Annotated in this window: 27 protein-coding genes; 16 read left to right on the forward strand and 11 right to left on the reverse strand. The window is 58.6% G+C overall.

Annotation, left to right across the window (positions count from 1 at the left end; translation table 11 throughout):
* Window positions 1-7 precede the first annotated feature (7 nt).
* Window positions 8-1,036 (reverse strand): L-threonine 3-dehydrogenase, encoded by a 1,029-nt coding sequence (tdh, locus tag B2J69_RS07210; protein WP_081137815.1) that lies wholly within the window; start codon window positions 1,034-1,036, stop codon window positions 8-10.
* Window positions 1,037-1,046: 10 nt separating this feature from the next.
* Entirely contained in the window at window positions 1,047-2,240 is a 1,194-nt protein-coding gene (locus B2J69_RS07215) for a glycine C-acetyltransferase (protein ID WP_081137919.1), read from the reverse strand.
* Window positions 2,241-2,471: 231 nt separating this feature from the next.
* On the opposite strand from B2J69_RS07215, the gene rfaD reads away from it, so the two are divergent.
* The 5 genes from rfaD to B2J69_RS07240 all read left to right on the forward strand — a co-directional run bounded on the left by rfaD (window position 2,472) and on the right by B2J69_RS07240 (window position 7,512).
* On the forward strand, window positions 2,472-3,404 hold the full coding sequence (rfaD, locus tag B2J69_RS07220; protein WP_081137816.1) for an ADP-glyceromanno-heptose 6-epimerase: 933 nt from the start codon (window positions 2,472-2,474) through the stop codon (window positions 3,402-3,404).
* 16 nt (window positions 3,405-3,420) lie between these two features.
* Complete coding sequence (gene rfaF, locus B2J69_RS07225; protein ID WP_081137817.1) at window positions 3,421-4,479, forward strand: ADP-heptose--LPS heptosyltransferase RfaF; 1,059 nt, start codon at window positions 3,421-3,423, stop codon at window positions 4,477-4,479.
* A complete protein-coding gene (rfaC, locus tag B2J69_RS07230; protein WP_081137819.1) occupies window positions 4,467-5,429 on the forward strand; it encodes a lipopolysaccharide heptosyltransferase RfaC in 963 nt (320 codons plus the stop codon). Before rfaF ends, rfaC begins: the two co-directional genes overlap by 13 nt.
* Window positions 5,430-6,326 (forward strand): hypothetical protein, encoded by an 897-nt coding sequence (locus tag B2J69_RS07235; protein ID WP_081137821.1) that lies wholly within the window; start codon window positions 5,430-5,432, stop codon window positions 6,324-6,326. It abuts the gene before it with no gap.
* A gap of 121 nt (window positions 6,327-6,447) precedes the next feature.
* On the forward strand, window positions 6,448-7,512 hold the full coding sequence (locus tag B2J69_RS07240; RefSeq protein WP_236722694.1) for an O-antigen ligase family protein: 1,065 nt from the start codon (window positions 6,448-6,450) through the stop codon (window positions 7,510-7,512).
* Here B2J69_RS07240 and B2J69_RS07245 read toward each other — a convergent pair.
* The 3 genes from B2J69_RS07245 to envC all read right to left on the reverse strand — a co-directional run bounded on the left by B2J69_RS07245 (window position 7,502) and on the right by envC (window position 10,921).
* Window positions 7,502-8,578 carry a glycosyltransferase family 9 protein gene (locus B2J69_RS07245; protein WP_081137825.1) on the reverse strand — a complete coding sequence of 359 codons (1,077 nt, stop codon included), beginning with the start codon at window positions 8,576-8,578 and terminating at the stop codon, window positions 7,502-7,504. The two genes, B2J69_RS07240 and B2J69_RS07245, sit on opposite strands and share 11 nt — an antisense overlap.
* Window positions 8,579-8,716: 138 nt before the next feature.
* Window positions 8,717-9,616 (reverse strand): divergent polysaccharide deacetylase family protein, encoded by a 900-nt coding sequence (locus tag B2J69_RS07250; RefSeq protein ID WP_081137827.1) that lies wholly within the window; start codon window positions 9,614-9,616, stop codon window positions 8,717-8,719.
* A gap of 3 nt (window positions 9,617-9,619) precedes the next feature.
* On the reverse strand, window positions 9,620-10,921 hold the full coding sequence (gene envC, locus B2J69_RS07255) for a murein hydrolase activator EnvC (protein WP_081137829.1): 1,302 nt from the start codon (window positions 10,919-10,921) through the stop codon (window positions 9,620-9,622).
* Window positions 10,922-11,175: 254 nt separating this feature from the next.
* Between envC and B2J69_RS07260 the strand changes: the two genes are divergently transcribed.
* The 5 genes from B2J69_RS07260 to cysE all read left to right on the forward strand — a co-directional run bounded on the left by B2J69_RS07260 (window position 11,176) and on the right by cysE (window position 14,289).
* Window positions 11,176-11,607, forward strand: coding sequence for a rhodanese-like domain-containing protein (locus tag B2J69_RS07260; protein WP_081137831.1), 432 nt, complete (start codon window positions 11,176-11,178; stop codon window positions 11,605-11,607).
* A 20-nt stretch (window positions 11,608-11,627) separates the two neighbouring features.
* A complete protein-coding gene (gene grxC / locus B2J69_RS07265) occupies window positions 11,628-11,882 on the forward strand; it encodes a glutaredoxin 3 (protein ID WP_081137833.1) in 255 nt (84 codons plus the stop codon).
* A gap of 37 nt (window positions 11,883-11,919) precedes the next feature.
* Window positions 11,920-12,384, forward strand: coding sequence for a protein-export chaperone SecB (secB, locus tag B2J69_RS07270; RefSeq protein ID WP_081137835.1), 465 nt, complete (start codon window positions 11,920-11,922; stop codon window positions 12,382-12,384).
* On the forward strand, window positions 12,384-13,400 hold the full coding sequence (gene gpsA / locus B2J69_RS07275; RefSeq protein ID WP_407944734.1) for an NAD(P)H-dependent glycerol-3-phosphate dehydrogenase: 1,017 nt from the start codon (window positions 12,384-12,386) through the stop codon (window positions 13,398-13,400). The genes secB and gpsA overlap by 1 nt, the downstream gene beginning before the upstream one ends.
* A gap of 67 nt (window positions 13,401-13,467) precedes the next feature.
* Window positions 13,468-14,289 (forward strand): serine O-acetyltransferase, encoded by an 822-nt coding sequence (gene cysE, locus B2J69_RS07280; protein ID WP_033754376.1) that lies wholly within the window; start codon window positions 13,468-13,470, stop codon window positions 14,287-14,289.
* Here cysE and trmL read toward each other — a convergent pair.
* From trmL to cpxR, 3 genes are read right to left on the reverse strand one after another with little or no spacing between them, the layout of a single operon-like run.
* On the reverse strand, window positions 14,286-14,756 hold the full coding sequence (gene trmL, locus B2J69_RS07285; protein ID WP_081137839.1) for a tRNA (uridine(34)/cytosine(34)/5-carboxymethylaminomethyluridine(34)-2'-O)-methyltransferase TrmL: 471 nt from the start codon (window positions 14,754-14,756) through the stop codon (window positions 14,286-14,288). The genes cysE and trmL overlap by 4 nt on opposite strands.
* Before the next feature lie 35 nt (window positions 14,757-14,791).
* A complete protein-coding gene (gene cpxA / locus B2J69_RS07290) occupies window positions 14,792-16,171 on the reverse strand; it encodes an envelope stress sensor histidine kinase CpxA (protein WP_081137841.1) in 1,380 nt (459 codons plus the stop codon).
* Window positions 16,168-16,866, reverse strand: a complete 699-nt coding sequence (cpxR, locus tag B2J69_RS07295) for an envelope stress response regulator transcription factor CpxR (protein ID WP_081137843.1) — start codon at window positions 16,864-16,866, stop codon at window positions 16,168-16,170. The genes cpxA and cpxR overlap by 4 nt, the downstream gene beginning before the upstream one ends.
* A gap of 149 nt (window positions 16,867-17,015) precedes the next feature.
* On the opposite strand from cpxR, the gene cpxP reads away from it, so the two are divergent.
* The 6 genes from cpxP to B2J69_RS07325 all read left to right on the forward strand — a co-directional run bounded on the left by cpxP (window position 17,016) and on the right by B2J69_RS07325 (window position 22,501).
* Window positions 17,016-17,525, forward strand: coding sequence for a cell-envelope stress modulator CpxP (cpxP, locus tag B2J69_RS07300; RefSeq protein ID WP_081137845.1), 510 nt, complete (start codon window positions 17,016-17,018; stop codon window positions 17,523-17,525).
* 510 nt (window positions 17,526-18,035) lie between these two features.
* Window positions 18,036-18,215, forward strand: a complete 180-nt coding sequence (locus B2J69_RS07305; RefSeq protein ID WP_081137847.1) for a con-10 family general stress protein — start codon at window positions 18,036-18,038, stop codon at window positions 18,213-18,215.
* 207 nt (window positions 18,216-18,422) lie between these two features.
* A complete protein-coding gene (gene fieF / locus B2J69_RS07310; protein WP_081137849.1) occupies window positions 18,423-19,325 on the forward strand; it encodes a CDF family cation-efflux transporter FieF in 903 nt (300 codons plus the stop codon).
* 205 nt (window positions 19,326-19,530) lie between these two features.
* Window positions 19,531-20,493, forward strand: a complete 963-nt coding sequence (gene pfkA, locus B2J69_RS07315; RefSeq protein ID WP_033754393.1) for a 6-phosphofructokinase — start codon at window positions 19,531-19,533, stop codon at window positions 20,491-20,493.
* 148 nt (window positions 20,494-20,641) lie between these two features.
* Entirely contained in the window at window positions 20,642-21,631 is a 990-nt protein-coding gene (locus B2J69_RS07320) for a sulfate ABC transporter substrate-binding protein (protein WP_081137851.1), read from the forward strand.
* A 111-nt stretch (window positions 21,632-21,742) separates the two neighbouring features.
* A complete protein-coding gene (locus B2J69_RS07325) occupies window positions 21,743-22,501 on the forward strand; it encodes a CDP-diacylglycerol diphosphatase (RefSeq protein WP_081137853.1) in 759 nt (252 codons plus the stop codon).
* 41 nt (window positions 22,502-22,542) lie between these two features.
* Here the strand turns inward: B2J69_RS07325 and tpiA are convergent, their stop codons facing one another.
* From tpiA to fpr, 3 genes are all read right to left on the reverse strand, one after another.
* Window positions 22,543-23,310, reverse strand: a complete 768-nt coding sequence (gene tpiA / locus B2J69_RS07330; RefSeq protein WP_081137855.1) for a triose-phosphate isomerase — start codon at window positions 23,308-23,310, stop codon at window positions 22,543-22,545.
* Between the two features lie 83 nt (window positions 23,311-23,393).
* Window positions 23,394-24,020 (reverse strand): DUF1454 family protein, encoded by a 627-nt coding sequence (locus B2J69_RS07335; protein ID WP_081137857.1) that lies wholly within the window; start codon window positions 24,018-24,020, stop codon window positions 23,394-23,396.
* Between the two features lie 118 nt (window positions 24,021-24,138).
* The gene (gene fpr, locus B2J69_RS07340) at window positions 24,139-24,885 is read right to left on the reverse strand and encodes a ferredoxin--NADP(+) reductase (RefSeq protein ID WP_081137859.1); all 747 of its coding nucleotides are present in this window, start codon (window positions 24,883-24,885) and stop codon (window positions 24,139-24,141) included.
* Window positions 24,886-25,056: the final 171 nt, after the last annotated feature.

Here is a 25,056-nt window from a genome sequence, read left to right on the forward strand (position 1 = left end):
CCGCGTGTTAATCCCAGCTCAGCACCACCTTCCCGGAGCGCCCGGAGCGCATTTCGTCGAAGCCCTGCTGGAAGTCGTCGATCGCGTAACGGTGGGTGATGACGGGCGTCAGATCGAGCCCTGACTGGATCAGCGCGGCCATCTTGTACCAGGTTTCAAACATCTCGCGGCCATAAATGCCTTTTATAAACAGCCCTTTGAAAATTACCTGATTCCAGTCGATCGCCATCTCGCCCGGCGGAATGCCCAGCAGCGCGATGCGCCCGCCGTGGTTCATCACCTCAAGCAGCGTGCGGAACGCGGGCGGCGCGCCGGACATCTCCAGCCCCACGTCGAAGCCCTCCGTCATGCCCAGCTCTCGCATCACGGCGCGCAGATCGTCATGCGCCACGTTGACCGCGCGCGTCACGCCCATCTTGCGCGCCAGCGCGAGACGATAGTCGTTGATATCGGTGATCACCACGTTGCGCGCGCCGACATGTTTACACACCGCCGCCGCCATTATGCCGATGGGACCTGCGCCGGAGATCAGCACATCTTCGCCTACCAGGTCGAACGACAGCGCAGTGTGTACCGCATTGCCGAAGGGATCAAAAATCGCCGCAAGCTCGTCAGAGATGTTGTCGGGAATGCGGAAGGCGTTAAAGGCCGGGATCACCAGATACTCGGCAAAGCAGCCCTGACGGTTGACGCCGACGCCAATGGTATTGCGGCAGAGATGGGTGCGTCCGGCGCGACAGTTGCGACAGTGGCCGCAGGTGATATGTCCTTCACCAGAGACGCGGTCGCCGATGCTGAAGCCGCGCACCTCCTGGCCAATCGCCACCACTTCGCCGACATATTCATGCCCGACGATCATCGGCACCGGAATGGTTTTACTCGACCAGTCATCCCAGTTGTAGATATGGATATCGGTGCCGCAAATAGCGGTTTTACGGATCTTGATCAGCAAATCGTTGTGGCCGGGCTCCGGGATCGGCGCATCGGTCACCATCCAGATGCCTTCCCGGGCGTGAAGTTTGGCTAACGCTTTCATGTAAGGCTCCTCAGGCGATCGCGCCGAGCTGTTTTCCGATGCGGGTAAAGGCGTCCACCGCGCGCTCCAGCTGCTGCTGGGTATGCGCCGCCGAAATCTGCGTGCGGATGCGCGCCTGACCGCGCGGCACCACGGGATAGAAGAAACCGGTGACGTAAATGCCCTCTTGCTGAAGCAGCCGGGCAAACTCCTGCGCCACGCTGGCTTCACCCAGCATCACGGGGATAATGGCGTGGTCAGCACCCGCCAGCGTGAAACCGGCTGCCGTCATCTGTTCGCGGAAAAAACGCGCGTTGTCCCACAGCCGCTGGCGCAGGCCATCGCCTTCGCTCAGCAGATCGAGCACGCGAAGCGAGGCGGCGACAATGGCGGGCGCCAGGGAATTGGAGAAGAGGTAAGGGCGCGAACGCTGACGCAGCCACTCGACCACCTCCGCGCGGGCGGCGGTATAGCCACCGGAAGCACCGCCCAGCGCTTTGCCCAGCGTGCCGGTGATAATGTCGACGCGGCCCATAACGTCGCAATATTCGTGCGTGCCGCGCCCGGCCGCGCCGACAAAGCCCACCGCATGGGAATCATCCACCATCACCAGCGCATCGAACTCGTCGGCGAGGTCGCAGATGCCGCGCAGGTTGGCGATCACCCCATCCATCGAAAAAACGCCGTCGGTGGCGATAAGCAGATGGCGCGCGCCTTTCTCCCGCGCCTCAACCAGACAGGCGCGCAGCGCCTGCATGTCGTTGTTGGCGTAGCGATAGCGCTGCGCCTTGCAGAGCCGCACGCCGTCGATGATCGAGGCGTGGTTCAGCGCGTCGGAGATAATCGCGTCTTCCGCGTCGAGCAGCGTTTCGAACAGGCCACCATTGGCGTCGAAGCAGGAGGAGTAGAGGATGGCGTCCTCCATGCCGAGAAACGCCGCCAGCTTTTTCTCCAGCTGCTTATGCGTATCCTGAGTACCGCAGATAAAGCGTACCGACGCCATGCCAAAGCCATGCGTCTCCATGCCCGCCTTTGCCGCCTCAATCAGCGCCGGATGGTTAGCCAGCCCCAGATAGTTGTTGGCACAGAAGTTAATCACCTGCTGCTCGCCCACTTCAATAGCGGTTTGCTGAGCGGAGGTAATGATGCGCTCCTGCTTAAACAAGCCTTCCCGGTGCGCCGCATCCAGCTGCTGGTGGATCTGCTGATAAAATTGCGCTGGCATCATTGTTCTCCTCAGATGGCATAAATTCGGCACATCTTACTGAATCGCAAGCAGGCTAACGATAAATCCACCAGGAAAATATCAATTTTGCAGCATAGTTCACGTCAGGGGGCGGGCGGTGGGCGGCGTGTCAGAGTCATCTGGCTGTCTGCACCGTGATGAGATGTTATGATGTGAGGCATTAGCGCGTGAAACCGCCTGTTTCACCCCCCAACTTTTAAGGTAGAGCACATGATTATCGTCACCGGCGGCGCAGGAATGATTGGCAGCAATATCGTCAAGGCGCTCAACGATCGCGGTATTAGCGATATTCTGGTCGTCGACAACCTCAAAGACGGCACCAAATTCGTCAATCTGGCCGATCTGAATATCAGCGACTACATGGATAAAGAGGAATTCCTCACCTATATCGCCGCGGGCGAAGATTTCGGCCCGATTGAAGCGGTGTTTCATGAAGGCGCCTGTTCCGCTACCACCGAGTGGGACGGCAAGTACATGATGGACAACAACTATCAGTACTCCAAAGATCTGCTGCACTACTGCCTGGAGCGCGAAATTCCTTTCCTGTACGCCTCCTCCGCCGCCACCTACGGCGGCCGCAACGACAATTTCATCGAAAAGCGTGAGTACGAGCAGCCGTTAAACGTCTACGGCTACTCTAAGATGCTGTTCGACCACTACGTGCGCCAGATCCTGCCGGAAGCGGACTCGCCGGTTTGCGGCTTCCGCTATTTCAACGTCTACGGCCCGCGCGAAGGGCATAAAGGCAGCATGGCGAGCGTCGCGTTTCACCTCAACACGCAAATCGCCAGCGGCGAAAATCCCAAGCTGTTCGAAGGCAGCGACGGCTTTAAGCGCGATTTTATCCACGTCGACGACGTGGTCGCGGTGAATCTGTGGTGTTGGGAAAATAACATTTCCGGCATCTATAATTGCGGCACCGGTCGCGCAGAATCGTTCCAGGAAGTGGCGGACGCGGTGCTGAAATTCCACCAGCAAGGGCAGATTGAGTACATTCCCTTCCCGGACAAACTGAAAGGCCGCTATCAGGCTTATACCCAGGCGGACCTCACCAACCTGCGCGCGGCCGGTTATGACAAACCGTTTAAAACCGTGGCGCAGGGCGTGGCTGAGTATATGGCCTGGCTGAACCGCAGCGCATAAGGAACGCGTACCGGCGATGAAAATTCTGGTTATTGGCCCGTCGTGGGTCGGCGATATGATGATGTCGCAAAGTCTCTATCGCACCCTCAAGGCTCAGCATCCGGACGCCGTGATCGACGTGATGGCACCTGCGTGGTGCCGTCCACTGCTGTCGCGCATGCCGGAGGTCAACCAGGCGCTGGCGATGCCGCTCGGCCACGGCGCGCTGGCGATTGGCGAGCGCCGCCGCATCGGCAAGACGCTGCGCGCCAGCGGCTACGATCGCGCCTACGTGCTGCCAAACTCCTTTAAATCCGCGCTGGTGCCTTTCTTCGCCGGCATCAAACGCCGTATCGGCTGGCGCGGCGAGATGCGCTATGGCCTGCTCAACGACGTGCGCGTGCTGGACAAGGCGGCGTTTCCCCTTATGGTGGAGCGCTATATCGCCCTGGCTCAGGATACGCCGGTCGCCTCGGCGCAGCAGCTGCCGCAGCCGCTGCTCTGGCCGCAGCTTCAGGTTGAGGATCGGGAAAAAATCGAAACCGCCGCCCAGTTTCAACTGTCGGCGGAACGCCCGCTGATCGGCTTTTGCCCTGGCGCGGAGTTCGGCCCGGCGAAACGCTGGCCGCACTATCACTATGCCGCGCTGGCGCAGCAGCTGATCGCCGAGGGCAAGCAGGTGGTGCTGTTTGGTTCGGCCAAAGATCGCGAATGCGGCGACGAGATTATCGCGGCGCTGCCTGCCGAGGCGCGTCCCTACTGCCGTAATCTGGCGGGCGAGACGCAGCTTGAGCAGGCGGTGATCCTGATTGCGCGCTGCGACGCCGTCGTCAGCAACGACTCCGGGCTGATGCATATCGCCGCCGCGCTCAATCGGCCGCTGGTGGCGCTCTACGGGCCGAGCAGCCCCGACTTCACGCCGCCGCTGTCAAAACAGGTGCGCATTATCCGCCTGATTACCGGCTACCACAAAGTCCGCAAAGGCGAGGCCGAGCAGGGCTATCATCAGAGCCTGATCGACATTCAGCCACAGCGCGTTCATCAGGAACTGAGCGAGCTGCTGGCGCATCCGCAGGAGACGGCATGCAGGTCCTGATCGTCAAAACGTCGTCGATGGGCGATGTGCTTCATACGCTTCCCGCTTTAACCGACGCCATGCAGGCGATCCCCGGCATCCGTTTTGACTGGGTGGTGGAAGAGAATTTCGCGCAAATCCCCGGCTGGCATCCAGCGGTGGATAAAGTGCTGCCGGTGGCGATCCGCCGCTGGCGCAAGCACTGGTTCGGCAGCCAGCAGCGTGAAGAGCGCGTTCTCTTCAAGCGCGAGCTGCAGTCGCGCCAGTATGACGTGGTGATCGACGCGCAGGGGCTGATCAAAAGCGCCGCGCTGGTGACCCGCCTGGCGAGAGGCGTCAAGCACGGTCAGGACAGCCGCAGCGCGCGCGAACCTTTCGCCAGCTGGTGGTACGATCAACGTCATGAAATCGATAAAAAGCAGCATGCGGTAGAGCGCACGCGCGAGCTGTTCGCCAAAAGTCTCGGCTATCAGAAGCCGCAGACCCAGGGCGACTACGCCATCGCCGCGCACTTTCTGCGCGACGTGCCGCAGGATGCCGCGCCTTATCTGGTGTTTCTGCATGCCACCACGCGCGACAACAAACACTGGCCGGAAGGCCACTGGCGCGACCTTATCGCGCTGCTGCAGCCCTCGGGGCTGCGCATCAAGCTGCCCTGGGGCGCCGAGCATGAACATCAGCGCGCGCAGCGGCTGGCGGACGGCTTCGATCACGTCGAGGTGCTGCCGAAGCTAACGCTGGAGGCGGTGGCGCGCGAGCTGGCGGGCGCAAAGGCGGTGGTCTCGGTGGACACCGGTTTAAGCCATCTGACCGCGGCGCTCGATCGTCCCAACATTACCCTGTATGGCCCGACCGATCCGGGATTGATTGGGGGCTACGGGCAGAATCAGCACGCCATCAAAGCCAGCAACGGCGATTTGGCGTCGACCAGCGCCGAAGTGGTCTGGAACAGGCTCAGGGAACTACTTTGAATGGGATCGCTCTGGAAACAGATTTATCGCTATACCCATCCGCGCGACTATCGGCACAGTGAAAACCTGTGGCCCCATGTGAAGATAGCGCGCGCGCCTGAGGGACACATCTGCTCGCTGGTCTGGAAAGGCCGCCAGATCGCCATTGAGGATTTAACGGCGCTGCGCGCCACGCATCGCGATACGCTGGCCATTGTCGCCACCGGACCGTCGGTCAACAGGCTCGACATGCAAAAGCTGGCGCAGTTTAGCGCGCTGGGCGTCAACGGCGCCTACCACCTGCGCGATCGCCTGGCTTTTCACTACTACGTTATTGTCGATCGCGACTTTGTGAAAAGCCGGCAAGAAGTGGTGCGTCAGGTGATTCAGGACCGCGATCTGCTGCTGTTTATTACCGTTCACTGCCTGCACGATATTTTCTGCATGCTGGGCAGCGACGCCGTCAAATGCCGTCTCGCGATTATCGAAGATGTCAGACACAAGGTTTATCAACCCCTGGTGGAGCCATCCGGTTACGCTACTCAAAGCAGACATCTTGCCGGACTGAGCCTTGATGCCGACAGACGTGACATCGGGTTTTGCCGCGATATCCGCTGCGGCGTGGTCGATGCGGGAACGGTCGCCTACTGGGCGCTGCAAATTGCGTTCTATTTAGGCGCGCAGACCGTTCTGCTCGCCGGGGTCGATATGACGAACTTTTCAGCGCCGCGTTTTTATGAAAGCGAGGCGGACGTTATGCCGAGCCAGCTCGAATCTCAATTTATGTCGTTGATTAAACCCTCGTTTGCGCACGCCAGTCGGATAATGAAGGAGGAGAATATCGTGGTATATAATTTATCGCCAGAGAGCGCTCTGGGCAGCGAAATTTTTGAGAAGGTGTCTCTGAATGATCTCTGAGCATAACCGAAAACGCATCGTTACCGTCGCCTCCTGCTCTTTTATGATATTTCTGTTTTTAATGCCGCTGTTCACGTCTCAGGGAAAAGTGAATAATTTTTTCTATCTTTCGCTAATTTTAATGGCAGTGGTTTTTCTGGTCGATCGGCAGCGTTTGCAAAATTTTATTCAAGACGCAAAAACGCCGCTGTTGTTTATTTCCACCTTTCTTTTTTACTTTAGCCTGAGCACCTTCTGGAGCACTGGCGAAGGAACCTTCACCTCGGCGCTGAAACACAGTTTTTATATCCTGTTTTTTATCCTGATGATTAATCATGTTGTTAAGAACTATGGGATATTAAGGCTACACTCGCTGATTTTCGCCGCCGCTTTCACGCTATTGCTCCTGACCTTTATTTTCGTTGATAAAAGCACGCTGCTGACTGGCCGGCTGGAAAACGGCTTCTTTGGCGCGCCGAGCAACGTGATCGATCTGGGCGGCTATTTCGCCGTCGGCATTATCAGCGCCTTTATTATCGCGCGCGAGTCCGGCAGACACTGGATCTACTTCCCCGCGTCGCTGCTGTTTATCGGCCTGCTGCTGACGCAAAGCCGCGGCCCGCTGCTGGCGCTGATCGTCTCCTCTTTCCTGCTGTTCGCCAAATATAAACATATCCATCTGCGGCATATTCTCTCGACCCTGGGCGGTCTGGTGATTATCGGCCTCTTTTTCTACTTTACCGGCTACGGCAGCGAATATTCGCAGCGGCTGATCGACGCCTATCAGCAGAGCTATGTGCGCTTCGGTATCTGGCAGCATACGCTCGAGCTGGTCGAGCAGAGGCCCTGGTTCGGCTGGGGATTCGATAAAACGCTCTCGTTCAGAAACAGTCTGGGCGCCGTTGTCACCACCACGCACAGCGTCTATTTCTCTACGCTGCTCAAAGGCGGCGTGGTGGGGCTGATACTGCTGGCGGGCGTCGTTAGCGCAGGACTGGGCTGCGCCTGGCGACGTTTCCACGAGGCAATGGCGCTGGAAGCGATGCTCTACCTGTTTTCGCTGATGTTCTTTATTACGCAGGGCATGTTCGTTATCGGGTCGCCCAGCGAAGCCTGGATGCTGTTTTGGCTGCCGCTGGCGGTTGCGATGGCCAGCCGGCGCGTTGCGCCGCAGGTTAACGTCCGGGCTGCGTCATTCAGCGATTGAGCAGCGACTGGATCTGAGCAAACACCGATTCAGCACTGATCTTGCGCAGCGGCAACGCTTTGTCATCGCCTGCCTCAGGCTCAATGCGCAGGGTTTTATGCAGATGCGGATCCTGATAAGGGCCCGTGTGACGCGGATTTGCGCCGACGTATAAACTGAGCGTTGGCGTGCGCGCGGTAATGGCAAGGTGCAGCGGGCCGGTGTCGCCGGTGACCAGCAGCGTAAACGTCGTAATCTGCTGGATGAGTTCCGTCAGGCTGGTCTTGCCGATCAGCGAGGTCACCTGAGGATGCAGCGCGTTAGGCAGCAGGGCAAGAAAATCGCGCGCCAGCCCGCTATCCTGGCCGGCGCCGGTCAGCACGATCTCCGTCTGCGGGTCCGCCGCTAAAATAAGGGTCGCCAGCTCGGCGAAATATTCCACCGGCCAGCAGCGATCGGGCTTCGACGCCCCCATCTGAAAACCGATACGGCGCCTGTCCGCTGGTTTCGGCAGCGCCGGGATCGCCAGCGGGAAGGCCATGCTGATATCCGTAGTATCACAGCCCAGACAGGCCAGCGTGTTGAGTTTGCGCTGGATAATATGCGTATCTTCAGAGCGGGAGTAGTGATCCAGCCAGCGGTTAAGGTGGGTGGGATCCTGGGCGAAATTATCCCGCACAATGTAGGTCGAGCCTGAAAGCTTAGCGCACAGCACATCGTAATAAATATTCGCATGCAGGATAAAGGTGATTTCCGGCTTAAACGCCCACAGCTTTTTCAGCAGGCGATGCATATTTTTGACTTTATTATCCCAGACTTCAACCTCGTCAAACCAAGGGCTGCCTTTAACCAGCGCGCTGTTTTTCTGGCTGGTGACAAAGAGTATTTTCGCCTGTGGATAGCGTTTTTTAATCGCTTTTATTGCTGGCGTGTTAAATAAAAGATCGCCCAATGCTGTAGTAGAATAAATAGCGATACGTTTGAACTCAAGATCCTTGCTCAGCGCCGCTTTATTCCGGTGTCCGTTAAACAGCGAATAGAAAGCGATAACAGCATTAATAAAAAATATCTTTTTTTTCGGTTTCATTGAGATTAAACGTCGTGATCTTCACACAAAAAACAGCAAGGAATAGCCTTCCTGGCGCCTGAAATTGCGCATCCATCATAGGGGATGCGCAACGAATAACAAGTCACGCGAGGCGTTTATTACGCTTTCTGGCCGATATCAAAACAGTTGCCTGAGGGTCGTCGCCAGCGCGCCTGACGCCACGCTCTCCCATACCACGCCAAGCGCCTTCATCGCCGGAACCGGTTGCGGCTGCACCTTACACAGGCCCGGCGGCTGGAAGCCCGGCTTCTGCGGACGCGGCTGCGGTTTCGCCGGCGCGGTGGTTGCGCCATGCTGCGGCTCGTTCAGCAGCTGGCTCGGACGCACCAGCGTAATATCCGCAGGCAAGGTTGGCAGCATCTGCTGCAGCACGCGCACCGTGTTGGGATGCGGATGGCCGATGGCGATGGCGTAGCCGTCGCGCTGCGCCAGCTTCACCGCGCGGGCAAACTGCTGGCGAACGGCGTTGATATCCTGGCTATCGTCGAGAAAGACGCGGCGTTTCAGCACCTTCACGCGCGTGCCTTGCGCGGCAGGCACTGACTGGCTGTTGCCGATGGTCATGCTGTCGAGAAAGTAAAAATTGTACTGGTTGAGCGCCTGCATCACTTTCTGCATGCCCGGCAGGCTAGAGGTCATCTTGCTGCCCATATGGTTATTCAGCCCGACGGCATAGGGCACGTTATTGACCGCGCTGCGCAGAATGCGCGCGATCTCTTCGCTGCTCATCTCCGGCGTCAGGGTGTTTTTCTCCAGCGGCTGTTTGCTGAGCGGGGCCATCGGCAGATGGATCAACACTTCGTGACCGCTCTGATGCGCCTTAGTCGCCATTTGACGCGCGCCGGGCGCGTCAGGCAGCACCGCGACGGAGATCGCGGCGGGCATCTGCAGGACCTTGTTCTCTTCAGAAGGACGATAGCCGAAATCGTCGATTACGATGGCGAGCTTGCCCGCATGGGCGGCGCAGCTCAGAAGCAGTCCGCCGATAACGGCGGCGAGAGGGCGACGTTGAAACAACACTTATCTTCCTAACCACGGGAGTGGATTGACGGCCTGTCCCTGACGTCGGATTTCAAAATAGAGCGACGGCGTACCGCGTCCGCCGCTGGTGCCCACCAGCGCGATAGGCTGTCCTGCCTTCACCTGGGCGCCAACGCTTACCAGCGCGCTCTGGTTATAGCCGTAGAGGCTCATATCCCCTTTGCCGTGCTCCAGCACCACCACCAGCCCGTAGCCCTGCAGCCAGTCGGCCATCAGCACGCGGCCGTCGGCGATCGCTTTGACTTCGGCGCCTTCCGGCGCGTCGATCACCAGCCCTTTCCAGCGCAGCTCGCCCTGTAGCTGTTCGCCGAAGCGGTGTTCGATACGTCCGCGCACCGGCCACAGCGCCTGGCCGCCCGCGCGGCCGAGGCCGCCGGTGCGCGCCACCAGTTCGCGTTCGCTCTGCGTTGGCTGGTAGGTCGAGCCTTTGGCTTTGGCCTGCGCCTGACGCTGGCGCACTTTTTCCGCCTCCCGCGCCTCGCGCGCCGCGCGTTCGCGCGCTTCACGCTCGGCCCGGGCGATTTTATCCTGCAGACGGCTTTCGTTCTGGCGCATCTCTACCAGATCGGCCTGATCTTTCTCCAGCGCGTTTTCCAGCGCGCTCAGCGTTTTCTTGCGCGCCGCGCTCGCCTGCTGCAGCTTCTCCTGCTGGCCTTGCTGCTGCGTCAGCAGGTTTTTTTGCTGCTGCTGTTTCTGCTCCAGCGACGTCTTTTGCGCGCTCAGCGTCTGGCGGGTTTTTTGCAGCGCGTCGATGCTCTGCCGACGCGCGTCGTTGAGATAGCCGAAATAGGCGAGAATACGTTCGCTGCGCTGGCTCTCTTCGCCGCCCAGCAGCAGCTGCACGCCGTTATGCTGGCCCTGGCGGAACGCGGCGTCCAGCTGCTGCGCCAGCAGGGCTTCCTGCTGCGTCTGCTGTTTTTCAAGCCGCGCGATAGACGCGGTGAGCTGGCTGATTTCGCCGTTAAGCGCGTTCAGGCTGTTGCGGGTTTCGCGCAGCTGACGGCTCGCCTGGGCGATCACCTTCTCCTGGCTCTGCAGCTGATCGAGCAGTTTGCTGCGCGCAAGCTTTTGCGCCTTAACGCTTTTCTCTTTTTCGGCGATATTTTGCTGAATGGATTTGAGCTGTGACTTGCTGTCGTCGGCGCTGCGCGCGGCGGCGGGCAACAACAGAACGCCCGCGCAGAGCAGGCTGAAGGAGAGAATGGACAGGCGTGCAGGCAACGGGCGTTTCTTTCCGCTGTGACGGGTCCTTGTGGCTAAAAAAGTCGCTTTTCCCTTCATAGGCCAGTGATTATTCCACGTTGAACAGCCGCTTACCAGCGCAACGCCACGGGATTTCCTTTTCCAAAGATGTCCGCATTTATCTCGATCTCGCATAAGCGTTACGCCATTTTTGCGATACGGCAATTTTTTTTGGAAAATGACGCACAAATCGTAACTCTGGCCGCTTAGCGTCTGTACATGAGAAGTGGCGCAGGTATACTCAGAACCCTTGTTTTTAGCTTAATTAGCCCGGTCTGGAGTCGTTACCCCTCATGCAAGAAATTATGCAGTTTGCAAGCAATCACACCATCCTCAGTCTGGCATGGGTCGTTTTACTGGTTCTGGTGATTGTGACCACCTTTAAAGGAATGTTTTCTAAGGTGAAAGTTATCAGCCGCGGCGAAGCGACCCGCCTGATTAACAAAGAAGAGGCGGTAGTGGTGGACGTGCGGTCGCGTGATGATTACCGCAAAGGACATATTTCCGGCGCGCTGAACGTTGCGGCGGCGGATATCAAAAAAGGCAGCTTCGGCGAGCTGGAAAAGCATAAAGCCCAGCCCATAATTGTGGTGTGCGCCACTGGCCAGAGCGCCAGCGAACCGGCTGAAAAGCTGAGCGCCGCCGGCTTTAGCCAGGTGACCGTGCTGAAAGACGGCATCAGCGGCTGGAGCGGAGACAATCTTCCGCTGGTGCGCGGAAAATAACTTCTACTGAGGAACGCAACATGGCCAATGTCGAGATTTACACCAAAGCGACCTGTCCTTTCTGCCACCGGGCGAAGGCGCTGCTGAGTCAAAAAGGCGTGGCGTTTCAGGAGATCCCTATTGATGGGGACGCGGCGAAACGCGAAGAGATGATCAAACGCAGCGGCCGTACCACGGTTCCTCAGATTTTCATTGATGCGCAGCACATTGGCGGCTGCGACGATCTTTACGCGCTGGACGGGCGTGAAGGTTTAGATCCGTTACTGCAGGCGTAAAAGGCGCGGGATTTTTCAACTCACAGGACTTAGTCAGATGTCAGAACATAACACCAACGAAATGCAATTCCAGATTCAACGCGTTTACACCAAAGACGTTTCCTTCGAAGCGCCGAACGCGCCGCAGGTTTTCCAGAAAGAGTGGGAGCCGGAAGTGAAGCTGGATCTGGATACTGCGTCATCACAGCTGGCTGACGAAGTGTTTGAAGTAGTGCTGCGCGTAACCGTGACCGCCAGCGTCGGCGAAGAGACCGCTTTCCTGTGCGAAGTTCAGCAGGCGGGCATCTTTACCATCAGCGGCATCGAAGGCTCGCAGATGGCGCACTGCCTGGGCGCTTACTGCCCGAACATCCTGTTCCCGTATGCGCGCGAATGCATCACCAGCCTGGTGTCGCGCGGTACCTTCCCGCAGCTTAACCTGGCGCCGGTAAACTTCGACGCGCTGTTCATGAACTACCTGCAGCAGCAAGGCGAAGGTGCCGAACCACATCAGGATGCCTGATGACTACACACGCTTCGATTAGCGTCATCGGTGCCGGCTCGTACGGCACCGCTCTGGCCATTACCCTTGCCCGCAATGGCAATCCCGTGCTGCTGTGGGGACATAATCCTGCTCATCTTGCGCAGCTGCAGGCCGACCGTAGTAACAGCGCCTTTCTCCCTGACGTGCCCTTTCCCGACAACCTTGAGCTTGAGCCCGATCTTGCCCGCGCCATTGCGGCCAGCCGCGATCTGCTGGTGGTGGTGCCGAGCCACGTTTTTGGCGAGGTGCTGACGCAGATTAAACCGCATCTGCGCCCCGAATCGCGCATCGTCTGGGCGACCAAAGGGCTGGAGCGAGAGACCGGCCGGCTGCTGCAGGATGTGGCACGCGACATCCTCGGTGACGCTACGCCGCTCGCAGTCATCTCCGGGCCGACGTTTGCCAAAGAGCTGGCGGCGGGCCTGCCGACCGCGATTGCGCTGGCGGCGACCGACGCGACCTTCGCCGATGATCTGCAGCAGAAGCTGCACTGCGGCAAAAGCTTCCGCGTTTACAACAATCCTGATTTTGTCGGCGTTCAGCTCGGCGGCGCGGTGAAAAACGTTATCGCCATCGGCGCGGGCATCTCCGATGGCATCGGCTTCGGCGCCAACGCGCGCACCGCGCTGATCACCCGCGGGCTGGCGGAGATGAGCCGACTTGGCGCGGCGCTGGGCGCCGATGCCACCACCTTTATGGGCATGGCCGGTTTAGGCGATCTGGTGCTGACCTGTACCGACAACCAGTCGCGCAACCGCCGCTTTGGCCTGATGCTGGGCCAGGGCGAATCGGTCGACCACGCGCAGCGCATTATCGGACAAGTTGTAGAAGGCTATCGAAACACTAAAGAAGTCAAGGCGTTGGCGGAGCGTGTCGGCGTCGAAATGCCTATTACCGAGCAAATCTACCAGGTGCTCTATTGCGGAAAACCGGCGCGAGAGGCAGCATTGAGCCTGTTAGGCCGTACAAGGAAGGACGAAAACAGCACAAGCTGACGCAGGACGCGCAGCATCGTCACCTGTAGCGCCATCCAGGCGCTTTTTTTATCGGGAGAAAAAGGCAATGTCGTCTGATGAGTTAGAACTGGTCTGGAACAACATCAAAGCGGAAGCGCGCGCGCTGGCCGATTGCGAGCCGATGCTGGCCAGCTTTTATCATGCGACGTTGTTGAAGCACGAAAATCTCGGCAGCGCCCTGAGCTATATGCTGGCCAACAAGCTCGCCAATCCCATTATGCCCGCTATCGCCATTCGCGAAATCGTCGAAGAGGCCTATCGTCAGGATCCTTCGATGATCGCCTCGGCCGCGCTCGACATCCAGGCGGTGCGCCAGCGCGACCCGGCGGTGGACAAATACTCCACGCCGCTGCTCTATCTGAAAGGCTTTCACGCGCTGCAGGCGTATCGCATCGGCCACTGGCTGTGGAACGAAGGGCGCCGCGCCTTAGCGGTCTATCTGCAAAACGAAATTTCCGTCTCTTTCGCCGTTGATATCCATCCGGCGGCGAACATCGGCCACGGCATTATGCTCGACCACGCCACCGGCATCGTGATCGGCGAAACGGCGGTGGTAGAGAACGACGTCTCTATTCTGCAGTCGGTGACGCTTGGCGGCACCGGTAAAACCAGCGGCGATCGCCATCCGAAAATCCGCGAAGGGGTGATGATCGGCGCGGGCGCGAAAATACTCGGCAATATCGAAGTGGGGCGCGGCGCGAAGATCGGCGCCGGCTCGGTGGTTTTGCAGCCAGTGCCGCCGCACACCACCGCAGCAGGCGTCCCGGCGCGCATCGTCGGCAAGCCGGCGAGCGACAAGCCCTCAATGGATATGGATCAGCACTTCAACGGCACCGTGCCGGGCTTCGAGTTCGGCGACGGCATCTAATCGCGACGGGCGCCGGCGTAATCCAGCTGGCGCCAGGCTTCGTACACCACCACCGATACCGCATTCGACAGGTTCATGCTGCGGCTCTCTGCGCGCATCGGGATGCGGATTTTTTGCTGCGCCGGCAGCGCATCCAGGATCTCGGCGGGCAGCCCGCGGCTCTCCGGTCCAAACAGCAGATAGTCGCCCGGCTGGTAGCTAACGGCACTGTGCGCCGGCGTGCCTTTGGTGGTGAGCGCAAAGAGTCGCGTCGGCTGCTCGTCGCGCAGAAACGCGGCGTAGCTCTCATGCTTCTGAATGGCGGTGAATTCGTGATAGTCGAGGCCGGCGCGGCGCAGCCGCTTGTCGTCCCAGGCGAAGCCGAGCGGCTCAATCAGATGCAGCTGAAAGCCGGTGTTGGCGCAGAGGCGGATAATATTGCCGGTGTTCGGCGGGATTTCTGGTTCAAATAAGACGATGTTAAGCATAAGGCCCCCGATAACAGGGGCCGAAGCATAGCAAATTATTGGCGGCTGGAGGAGTAGAGCGGCAGCCAGAGCGTCAGGCGCAAGCCGCCGAGCGGGCTGTCGTCCGCTTTTACCCAGCCGCGATGCTGCTGTATCGCGGTTTCGACAATCGCCAGCCCCAGTCCGGTGCCGCCAGATTCGCGATCGCGCGCCTCATCGGTGCGATAAAACGGACGGAAAATCTGTTCGCGATCTTCCGGGCTGACGCCTGGGCCGTCATCGTCGACGTGCACCGTCAGCCCGCTGATATCCACCGAGAAGCTGACGCTGATATGCGAGTGCGAGTAGCGCAGCGCGTTGCGTACGATGTTCTCCAGCGCGCTCTCCAGCGCATGCGGGTTGCCGTAGAGCGGCCAGGGGCCGGGCGGATAGGGCACGTCGAGCTGCTTGCCCATCTGCTCGGCTTCAAACTTCGCATCTTCCAGCACGCCGTTCCAGAGCTGGTTCGCCTTCATCGCCTCGCTCACCAGCGCATTCTTGTGCTGGGTGCGCGACAGCACCAGCAGATCGTTAATCATGCCGTCCAGACGCTGGGCTTCGGTTTCAATGCGCTGCAGCTCTTTGCCTTCGCCCTGACGGCGGCGCAGCAGCGCGGTAGCCAGCTGCAGTCGCGTCAGCGGCGTGCGCAGCTCGTGGCTGATATCGGAGAGCAGGCGCTGCTGCGACGTCATCATGCGCTCCAGCGCGCTCACCATCTGGTTGAAGCTCGAACCAGCGGCGAGGAACTCCTGCGGGCCAGACTCCAGTTCCGGATGCTGGCGCAGGTTGCCGCTGGCGACTTCGTCCGCCGCGTGTTTCAGCTTGCGCGCCGGCCGCGCCAGGCTCCACGCCAGCCACAGCAGCAGCGGCGAGCTGATCAGCATGGTGACGATCAGCAGCAGCAGCGGGCGGTCAAACAGCAGGTTAACGAAATCGAGCTGCGAGCTGGTCGCCGGCCGAATCAGGTAGAGCTGATAGTTGTCTTCCCCGTCACGCACGGCGAAAGGGCCGACCATTTCAATGCGGCCATACTTCTTTTTCTGCGGATGATCGGCGTTGTCGGACTGGCCGATAAAGTTACGGATCACCTGCATCTCATTGTGCTGCGCGCCGATCACGCGGCCTTCGCTGGTCACCAGCAGCAGGCGCTGGCCTGGCGGCGCCCACTTGTCAATGGCGCGGAACAGGCGCCGCCACCACATTAAATCGTTGGGCGGATCCTGCGACAGCTCGGCTTCCACGTGCTGTTCAATCATGGTGCCCTGACGCTGCTCGCTATCGAGCAGCGCGGTCATCTGGCGGGAATCCAGTTTGGGCACCATCAACACCAGCATCAACACCAGCGCCAGGGTTAACCAGAAGATAGCGAAGATGCGTGTGGTGAGGCTGCCGATCATGACGCCGAGACCATCAGATAGCCGCGTCCGCGCAGGGTTTTAAACCACGGATGGCCATCACGACGCTCGGGCAGCTTGCGGCGCAGATTGGAGATATGCATATCGATGGCGCGGTCAAACGGCGTAAGGCGCTTGCCAAGCACCTCCTGACTCAGGTGCTCGCGTGAGACCACCTGGCCGAGATGCTGCGCCAGCAGGTAGAGCAGGGTGAACTCGGTGCCGGTAAGATCCAGCGTCTGGTTGTCGAAGCTCGCCTCCTGACGACCCGGATTAAGCCGCAGGCAGTCCACTTCCAGCGTCGGCGAGCTGTTGTCGTGCTGCTGCTGCTGCTCGCTCCAGTTAGAACGGCGCAGAATCGCGCGTATGCGCGCCACCAGCTCGCGATCGTTGAACGGCTTAGGCAGATAGTCGTCCGCGCCCAGTTCGAGCCCCAGCACGCGATCCAGCTCGCTGCCGCGCGCGGTTAACATAATGACAGGCGTCTGATGCTGCTGGCGTAGCTCTTTCAGCGTGTCGATGCCGTTCTTTTTCGGCATCATCACATCGAGTAAAAGTAGATCAATAGAGGTGTCCAGCAGGCTTAACGCCTGTTCGCCGTCGCTGGCGACCACCACTTCAAACCCTTCCATTTCTAACAGTTCTTTAAGCAGCGAAGTCAATTCGCGGTCATCGTCAACCAACAGGATTTTATTCATTTTTTATTGCCCTCCGCAGGCAAAATACCGTGTTCCTGACTTGTCAATCCAACGCTTTACGTAGTTTTACACCCCCTGACGGATGTTTGCAGCTATCGCCGTACACTGGCTCTCGTTGAATCGCAAAACGGAACGAACTGGAGTAAACGATGCGCACAGTAACCGCCGTCGTCCTTGCCTCAGCGATGGTTCTCAATCACGCCAGCGCAGGAGCAGCAGACACGACGACGATTGACGAAATGCATCACGGCGGATTGACGACAGGCAGTATGACGCAAAATCCGCAAAGCCACATGTTCGACGGCATTGAGTTGACGGAAGAGCAGCGTCAACAGATGCGTGACCTGATGCAGCAAGCGCGACATGAACGCGCCCCGGTCAGCATCAACGATATCGAAAACATGCATGGCTTGATTACGGCAGAGACATTCAACGAAGCGGCCATTCGTGCCCAGGCTGAAAAGATCGCCCAGGCGCAGATCGAACAACATGTCGAAATGGCGCGCATTCGCAACCAGATGTACCACCTGCTAACGCCGGCCCAGCAGGCCACGTTGCAAAAGAATTACGAGCGGCGTCTCTCCGAGTTACGCAAGCTCTCAAATTTGCAGTCAGCGTCATCGCTGCAAGCAGTGAGTAGTACCAGCAGTAACCAGTAACATAGTATCCCTGTTTTCCTTGCCATAGACACCATCCCTGTCTTCCCCGCCATGATGGCGGGGTTTTTTTTGCCCTTTTTGCGCGCGCTGGACGCTGGTGTCAACCCTGGCCGCCGGATAGCGCGTCGGCATTAACACTTCATTTAAGAAGGGTACTAACCCCTTAAAACCGCAGTGAATTAACAAAATATTTATTTTCAACGTCTCGGTTATTTTAGCAGTGGCATATCTTATGCCGGCTTAATATATGCGTAAGCGAATCGGTTAAAAATATTTAAAGCGAGGCGATGAGCTATTTAAATATATGATAATAAGCAAACAAATATTGCTGACATATATTAATTACAATAAAAATCATATACTTATTATTTTATATCTTTTCTTGAATTCCCTGCGGTTGCTTCTACAATTACTTCTGTCGCAGCAAGGAAAGCGCACATCCCGGGAATTTAAATGGAGTGCATTAACCACATTACGTAAATCAATCTGAATATATTAACGGAGTAAGTTATGGCAGAACATCGTGGTGGTTCAGGCAATTTCGCAGACAACCCGCAGAAAGCCTCTGAAGCCGGTAAAAAAGGCGGACAGAACAGCGGCGGTAACTTCAAAAATGACCGTGAAAAAGCCTCTGAAGCAGGCAAAAAAGGCGGTCAGAACAGCCACGGCGGCGGCCGCAGCTCTTCCTGACAGTTTTAGAGCTAAGCTGTAATCGTGCGTTTCCCAACCGGGAAACGATACCCCGTCCTCTTTGAGGGCGGGGTTTGTTTTTTCAGGGTTTTAATCCGCTTTTCTCTTCTGGTGACGCAGGGTTTATGCGCAGCGACGCGCGGGATGTTAAACTTTAGCCATTCCTTTGTTTTGCGTGCATGCCAGCAATGGCACAGGGAGCCCATTATGCAGCCCACCTATGCTCGTCTGGTTAAACGCGCTGCGCTGGCGGCAACTGCCCTGGCAACCTGCCTGCTGATCGTGAAGATTTTCGCCTGGTGGTACACCGGATCGGTGAGCCTGCTGGCGGGTCTGGTCGACTCGCTGGTGGATATCGCCGCCTCGCTGACCAATCTGCTGGTGGTGCGCTACGCGCTGCAGCCTGCTGACGCCGATCATACTTTTGGCCACGGCAAAGCGGAATCGCTGGCGGCGCTGGCGCAAAGCATGTTTATCTCCGGCTCGGCGCTGTTCCTGTTCTTAACCGGCATTCAGCATCTCGCCTCGCCCAATACGCTGCGCGCGCCGCTGGTCGGCGTGGTGGTAACCGTGGTCGCGCTCTTTTCGACGCTGCTGCTGGTGGCGTTTCAGCGCTGGGTGGTGCGCCATACGCACAGCCAGGCGATCCGCGCCGATATGCTGCACTACCAGTCCGATGTGGTGATGAACGGCGCTATCCTGATTGCGCTTGCCCTGAGCAGCTACGGCTTCGCCCGCGCTGATGCGCTTTTCGCGTTAGGCATCGGCGTTTATATCCTCTATAGCGCGCTGCGTATGGGCTACGACGCCGTGCAGTCGCTGCTGGACCGCGCGCTGCCTGAGGAAGAGCACGCTATCATTCTGGAGCTGGCTCTGAACTGGCCTGGGGTAGAGGGCGTGCACGACGTGCGCACGCGCCAGTCAGGGCCGACTAAATTTATTCAGCTGCATCTGGAGCTGGACGATAATTTGCCGCTGGTGCAGGCGCATCGCGTGGCGGATCAGGTAGAAAAGGCGCTGCTGCAACGTTTTCCCGGATCGGACGTGATTATTCATCAGGATCCCTGCTCGGTGGTGCCGCTCGAACAGCAAAACTCACCCGGCTTTTAACCGGATTGAATCAGTTTCAACTATTTAAAATGACGAAGCGCTAACATTCCTGCAAAAAAATTAGTGAAAACTTGTCTGACCTGAATCAATTCAGCAGCAAGCCTTTGATATACTATCTGCCATCACGGGTCGCGCATAACGATATGCCGCTAAGCGGCGCACGACAGGCAGGATTAACTTACGTATTCACAATCCAGAGGTTGTCATGATCAAAAAAATTGGTGTATTGACCAGCGGCGGCGACGCCCCAGGCATGAACGCAGCCATTCGCGGTGTTGTGCGATCAGCGCTGAGCGAAGGACTGGAAGTTTTTGGTATCTATGACGGCTATCTGGGACTGTATGAAGACCGGATGATCAATCTCGACCGCTACAGCGTGTCGGATATGATTAACCGCGGCGGCACCTTCCTTGGCTCAGCGCGTTTTCCAGAGTTCCGCAATGACGAAGTGCGTCAGGTGGCCATCGAGAATATGAAAAAGCGTGGCATCGACGCGCTGGTGGTTATCGGCGGCGACGGCTCCTATATGGGCGCCAAGCGTCTGACCGAAATGGGCTTTCCCTGCATCGGCCTGCCGGGCACCATCGATAACGACGTGGCGGGCACCGACTACACCATCGGCTACTTTACCGCGCTGGAAACCGTGGTCGAGGCGATCGACCGCCTGCGCGACACCTCTTCCTCGCACCAGCGTATCTCGATTGTTGAAGTGATGGGGCGCTACTGCGGCGATCTGACGCTGGCGGCGGCGATTGCAGGCGGCTGTGAATTTATCGTTCTGCCGGAAATCCCTTACACCCGCGAAGAGCTGGTGATGGAGATCAAAGCCGGCATCGCCAAAGGCAAAAAGCACGCTATCGTGGCGATCACCGAGCATATCTGTGATATCGACGATCTGGCGAAGTACATCGAAGCGGAAACCAAACGCGAAACGCGCGCCACGGTGCTGGGCCATATCCAGCGTGGCGGCGCGCCCTGCGCCTACGACCGCATTCTGGCGTCGCGCATGGGCGCCTACGCGATTGAGCTGCTGCTGCAGGGCTACGGCGGCCGCTGCGTCGGCATTCAGAACGAGAAGATGGTGCATCACGACATCATCGACGCCATTGAAAATATGAAGCGTCCGTTTAAACGCGACTGGCTGGAAACCGCGAAAAAACTCTACTGATCCCCGGTCTTATTGCGACGCGCCTGAACGGCGCGTCTGCTTTCCGCTGTCTATATTCCACGCGGTTATAAATCCTTATTTTTAATTCTTTTAGCTCTAAAATGGTTTATGTCACCCTACCGGCCTGATGACTTTGGGAGAGTGCATAATGAACAAGTGGAGTATCGGTATTACCCTTCTGCTGGCCTCTGCCAGCGTTTTGGCAAAGGATTACCAGCTGCTGAACGTCTCTTACGATCCGACGCGCGAGCTGTATGAGCAGTACAACAAGGCTTTCGCGGCGCACTACAAGCAGGAAACCGGCGATAACGTGGTCATCCGTCAGTCGCACGGCGGCTCAGGCAAGCAGGCGACCTCGGTGATTAACGGCATTCGCGCCGACGTGGTGACCCTGGCGTTACAGTCCGATGTCGATGCCATCGCCGAGCGCGGCCGCATCGATAAGAACTGGCAGAAGCGTCTGCCGGACAACTCCGCGCCCTATACCTCCACCATTGTCTTCCTGGTGCGTAAAGGCAACCCGAAAGGCATTCACGACTGGCCGGATCTGATCAAGCCAGGCGTATCGGTCATCACCCCGAATCCAAAAACCTCAGGCGGCGCGCGCTGGAACTATCTGGCCGCATGGGGCTGGGCGCTGGATCAAAACAACGGCGACCAGGCAAAGGCCCAGGCCTACGTCAAAGCGCTGTTCAAAAACGTCGAAGTGCAGGACTCCGGCGCGCGCGGCGCAACCAACACCTTTGTTGAGCGCGGTATCGGCGACGTGCTGATCGCCTGGGAAAACGAAGCCTATCTGGCGGTCGACAAGCTGGGTAAAGACAAATTTGAAATCGTCACGCCGAGCGAATCGATTCTGGCGGAGCCGACCGTTGCCGTGGTGGATAAAGTGGCGGACGCACAGGGCACGCGTAGCGTGGCCGACGCCTATCTGAAGTACCTCTACTCGCCGGAAGGCCAGACTATCGCGGCACAGAACTTCTATCGTCCACGCGATGCAGAGGTGGCGAAGAAATTCGCCAGCACCTTTGCGCCGGTGAAGCTGTTTACCATCGACAATAAGTTCGGCGGCTGGACGCAGGCGCAGAAAACGCACTTTGCTGATGGCGGCACCTACGATCAGGTGATGAAGCCTTAATCGTTCGCCAGAGAGCAGACGGCCAGCCAGCGCGCTGGCCGTTTTTATTTGTGCGTGACATTGCGCAGCCGCCAGGCGAGGATGCGCAAAAAGCCGAAGAGAAATTCTGCTATGCCTGGAAGCCGTCGTGCGCTGCGTCTGATAGCGCTTTCTCTGCTGCTGCTGATCGGCGGCCTGACGATCGCCGCTTTCCACCTGCATAAAAACAGCGATGCGCTGTGGCAAATCGTCAGCGAAAAGTGCGAGCCGAATCAGCGCGCAAGCGGTTCGCCTGCACCCTGCCAGCGCGTCGCGCTTGATCAAGGCTATGCGCTGCTTAAAGATCTCAACGGGCCGCTGCAGTATCTGCTGATTCCGCTGGCGAAAATCACCGGCATGGAAAGCCCGGCGCTGCTGGAGCCCGCCACGCCCAACTTTTTCGCCTTCGCCTGGCAGGCGCGCACGCAGCTGGCGGTACGGCGCGGCGCGCCCATCGCCGACAGCGCGCTGTCGCTGGCGATCAACGCCGAGTATGGCCGCACCCAGAATCAGCTGCATATTCACATCTCCTGCCTGCGGCCCGACGTGCGCCACGCGCTGGACCGCCTCGCGCCTGGTCTCTCCAGCCGCTGGCAGAAGGCCACGCTGCTGCGCCACGCCTACCAGATACGCACGCTCACGCTGCCGGAGCTGACGCAGCAGAGCCCGTTTATCCGCATGGCGCAGGAGATCCCTGACGCGCGTGGCGAAATGGGCAGCTATGGCGTGGCGCTGGCGGCGCTGCCGGACGGGCGTCTGGCGCTGATGGCGCTGGCGCGCAACTGGCTGCTGCTCAATCGCGGATCGGCGGAGGAGATTCAGGACCACCGCTGTGAGATTTTGCAGCCATAAAAAAAGCGGCCTGAAGGCCGCTTTTTTTCGTCTGACGGGGATTAGGCTTTTTTCGCTTCCGCCGCCGCTTTCACGATGACCGCGAAGGCGTCAGCTTTCAGCGAGGCGCCACCGACCAGCGCGCCGTCGATATCCGGCTGGGTAAAGAGTTCAGCCGCGTTTTTATCGTTAACGGAACCGCCGTACTGAATAATGACCTGCTCAGCGACCGCCGCGTCTTTCTTCGCGATGTGCTGGCGAATAAATTTGTGCACCGCCTGCGCCTGCGCCGGGGTGGCAGATTTGCCGGTACCGATCGCCCAGACCGGTTCGTAGGCGATAACCACGCCGTTAAAGGCTTCTGCGCCCTGGGTTTCCAGCACGGCGTCGATCTGACGCGCGCACACTTCTTCCGTCTGGCCCGCTTCGTTTTCCGCTTCGGTTTCGCCAATGCACAGCACCGGCACCAGGCCAGCCGCTTTCAGCACGGCGAATTTCTTCGCGATAAACTCGTCGCTCTCTTTGTGGTAGGTGCGACGTTCAGAGTGGCCGATAATGATATATTTCGCGCCGATGTCTTTCAGCATCTCTGCGGAGGTTTCGCCAGTAAACGCGCCAGACAGATTAACGTCGACGTTCTGCGCGCCCAGGGCGATATGGCTGCCGGAGACGGCGTGCTTCGCCTGGTCGAGATAGATAGCGGGCGGGGCGATAGCGACGCCGCAACCGTCGACGCCGGAAAGCGCTTTGCGCAGGCCTTCGATCAGCTCGCTCGTCATCTGCTTGCTGCCATTCAGTTTCCAGTTACCCATAACCAATGGATGTCGCATTCTATCCTCCGCGTTACGCGATTCATTAAATTGCACTGCCGTCAGGCAGCGTAGACTGCCAGACAGTATAGAGATCTCTCTGGTCAATGGCTTTGCTTTTCGTCATTTTTGCCGTCCTGATCGGTGGGCGGCAGCGTCAGTTTTAACGGCTCGATAGCGAAGGTCAGCCCCTTGTCGCCGTTGTCCGCCACCACGAAACGCAGCGCGCCTTCGTTGCGGGAAAAATAGCGTGCGCCTTTGCCCTCGCTGAGCAGCGCGTTGAGCTTTTGCCGCGCCTCATCCGGCGTTAAGCCCGAGACGAAAAAGCGCAGCAGCGCCGTCATATAGGCCATCGCTTTCTCCTGCGACGCCTTTTCATCCGGACCCGGCACCGGCAGCCAGGTAAGCTGGAGCGTTTTCACCTTGCCGGTTCCCTGCTCGAGCGCGGTAGAGGCGTAGAGCGTTTCGCTGATTTTGCTCGCCGCGCGGGTCAGGCGGCTGCTGTCATTCTTGCTATCGATGGCGCGATACTCCATCAGCGGCAGGTCGGCATTCGCGGCGTTGTATTGCTCGCGGAACTGGCCGATGGTCATATCAAACGTCGGCGCGCCCGCCAGCAAATAGGGCGCGGCAGGCACGGATTCGCTGCGCTCGCGCGGCGGGAGATCGGCGGCAAATGCCGGAGCCGTCAGCGCAAGGCTCAGCAGCAGCGCGCCAGGCAAATTCTTCATTTTGTAGGCTCTGACCAGTAATTTCTGCGCTAAATTAGAACGGTTTTTACCGGTGAAAGTCAAAAGCGCGACGGGCAAAATGTTTGTCGGGCTAAGAATTATCGTCGCGCAGCGCGGCTTACCAGTAGTGCTCGCTGGTGATATGGCCGGGTTTGCGCTTCAGATGTTTGCGCATGTCGCGCGTCTCTTTCAGCAGCTGCTGGGTGTCGCGTACCATCTGCGGGTTGCCGCACAGCATAATATGGCCCGATTCCGCCTCTATCGGTAGGCCCACCGCACGCTCCAGCTCGCCGCTCTCAATCAGCGCCGGCACGCGTCCGGTCAGCGAGCCGGCGGCGGTTTCGCGGCTCACCACCGTCTGGATACGCAGTTTGCCGTTGTAGATTTGCTGCAGCGACTGCATTAGCGGCAGGTAGCTCAGATCGGCGGCGTAGCGCACCGCGTGCACCAGCACGATATGCTCGAAGCGGTCGAGGCCTTCGCCCTGTTGCAGAATAGATAAGTAGGGGCCAATCGCCGTGCCGGTCGCCAGCATCCACAGGGTGTTGCACGGTGGGATCTCATCCAGCACAAAAAAACCGGCGGCCTCTTTGGTGACCATCACGCTGTCGCCGGGCTTAAGCGCCTGCAGACGCGGGCTGAGTTTGCCCTCCGGTACCGTCACCAGATAGAACTCCAGCAGCGGATCGCTGGGTGCGTTGACGTAGGAGTAGGCGCGCTGCACCCGTTCGCCGTCAATCTCCAGCGCCAGCTTGGCGAACTGTCCGGCGGTAAACGCGTCGATCGGCGCATGCACCCGCAGGCTGAACAGCGCGTCCGTCCAGTTTTTCACTTCCTTTACTTGCGCATTGACCCATTCGGCCATGGTTACTCTCCCGGTCGTTGATTTTTCAGGCACAAGGATATCATCGCGGCTGCACGGCGGATTTTCCACCCGGCCACCGGTTTTTAGGCTCTAATCGACAAACGTGCCGCACGCCGCGTCACGCGTTGCGCGCTGTTGACAAGGTGGTACGAAAACTTGACGCCGCCGCGC

This window comes from Pantoea latae, from assembly GCF_002077695.1.
GTDB classification, from domain to species: Bacteria; Pseudomonadota; Gammaproteobacteria; order Enterobacterales; family Enterobacteriaceae; genus Pantoea; species Pantoea latae.

Excerpts from the sequence above, each read along its gene's own strand:
- tdh (WP_081137815.1), bottom strand. The coding sequence starts at position 1,036 with ATGAAAGCGTTAGCCAAACTTCACGCCCGGGAAGGCATCTGGATGGTG.
- B2J69_RS07215 (WP_081137919.1), bottom strand. The coding sequence starts at position 2,240 with ATGCCAGCGCAATTTTATCAGCAGATCCACCAGCAGCTGGATGCGGCG.
- rfaD (WP_081137816.1), top strand. The coding sequence starts at position 2,472 with ATGATTATCGTCACCGGCGGCGCAGGAATGATTGGCAGCAATATCGTC.
- rfaF (WP_081137817.1), top strand. The coding sequence starts at position 3,421 with ATGAAAATTCTGGTTATTGGCCCGTCGTGGGTCGGCGATATGATGATG.
- rfaC (WP_081137819.1), top strand. The coding sequence starts at position 4,467 with ATGCAGGTCCTGATCGTCAAAACGTCGTCGATGGGCGATGTGCTTCAT.
- B2J69_RS07235 (WP_081137821.1), top strand. The coding sequence starts at position 5,430 with ATGGGATCGCTCTGGAAACAGATTTATCGCTATACCCATCCGCGCGAC.
- B2J69_RS07240 (WP_236722694.1), top strand. The coding sequence starts at position 6,448 with ATGGCAGTGGTTTTTCTGGTCGATCGGCAGCGTTTGCAAAATTTTATT.
- B2J69_RS07245 (WP_081137825.1), bottom strand. The coding sequence starts at position 8,578 with ATGAAACCGAAAAAAAAGATATTTTTTATTAATGCTGTTATCGCTTTC.
- envC (WP_081137829.1), bottom strand. The coding sequence starts at position 10,921 with ATGAAGGGAAAAGCGACTTTTTTAGCCACAAGGACCCGTCACAGCGGA.
- B2J69_RS07260 (WP_081137831.1), top strand. The coding sequence starts at position 11,176 with ATGCAAGAAATTATGCAGTTTGCAAGCAATCACACCATCCTCAGTCTG.
- grxC (WP_081137833.1), top strand. The coding sequence starts at position 11,628 with ATGGCCAATGTCGAGATTTACACCAAAGCGACCTGTCCTTTCTGCCAC.
- secB (WP_081137835.1), top strand. The coding sequence starts at position 11,920 with ATGTCAGAACATAACACCAACGAAATGCAATTCCAGATTCAACGCGTT.
- gpsA (WP_407944734.1), top strand. The coding sequence starts at position 12,384 with ATGACTACACACGCTTCGATTAGCGTCATCGGTGCCGGCTCGTACGGC.
- cysE (WP_033754376.1), top strand. The coding sequence starts at position 13,468 with ATGTCGTCTGATGAGTTAGAACTGGTCTGGAACAACATCAAAGCGGAA.
- trmL (WP_081137839.1), bottom strand. The coding sequence starts at position 14,756 with ATGCTTAACATCGTCTTATTTGAACCAGAAATCCCGCCGAACACCGGC.
- cpxA (WP_081137841.1), bottom strand. The coding sequence starts at position 16,171 with ATGATCGGCAGCCTCACCACACGCATCTTCGCTATCTTCTGGTTAACC.
- cpxR (WP_081137843.1), bottom strand. The coding sequence starts at position 16,866 with ATGAATAAAATCCTGTTGGTTGACGATGACCGCGAATTGACTTCGCTG.
- cpxP (WP_081137845.1), top strand. The coding sequence starts at position 17,016 with ATGCGCACAGTAACCGCCGTCGTCCTTGCCTCAGCGATGGTTCTCAAT.
- B2J69_RS07305 (WP_081137847.1), top strand. The coding sequence starts at position 18,036 with ATGGCAGAACATCGTGGTGGTTCAGGCAATTTCGCAGACAACCCGCAG.
- fieF (WP_081137849.1), top strand. The coding sequence starts at position 18,423 with ATGCAGCCCACCTATGCTCGTCTGGTTAAACGCGCTGCGCTGGCGGCA.
- pfkA (WP_033754393.1), top strand. The coding sequence starts at position 19,531 with ATGATCAAAAAAATTGGTGTATTGACCAGCGGCGGCGACGCCCCAGGC.
- B2J69_RS07320 (WP_081137851.1), top strand. The coding sequence starts at position 20,642 with ATGAACAAGTGGAGTATCGGTATTACCCTTCTGCTGGCCTCTGCCAGC.
- B2J69_RS07325 (WP_081137853.1), top strand. The coding sequence starts at position 21,743 with ATGCCTGGAAGCCGTCGTGCGCTGCGTCTGATAGCGCTTTCTCTGCTG.
- tpiA (WP_081137855.1), bottom strand. The coding sequence starts at position 23,310 with ATGCGACATCCATTGGTTATGGGTAACTGGAAACTGAATGGCAGCAAG.
- B2J69_RS07335 (WP_081137857.1), bottom strand. The coding sequence starts at position 24,020 with ATGAAGAATTTGCCTGGCGCGCTGCTGCTGAGCCTTGCGCTGACGGCT.
- fpr (WP_081137859.1), bottom strand. The coding sequence starts at position 24,885 with ATGGCCGAATGGGTCAATGCGCAAGTAAAGGAAGTGAAAAACTGGACG.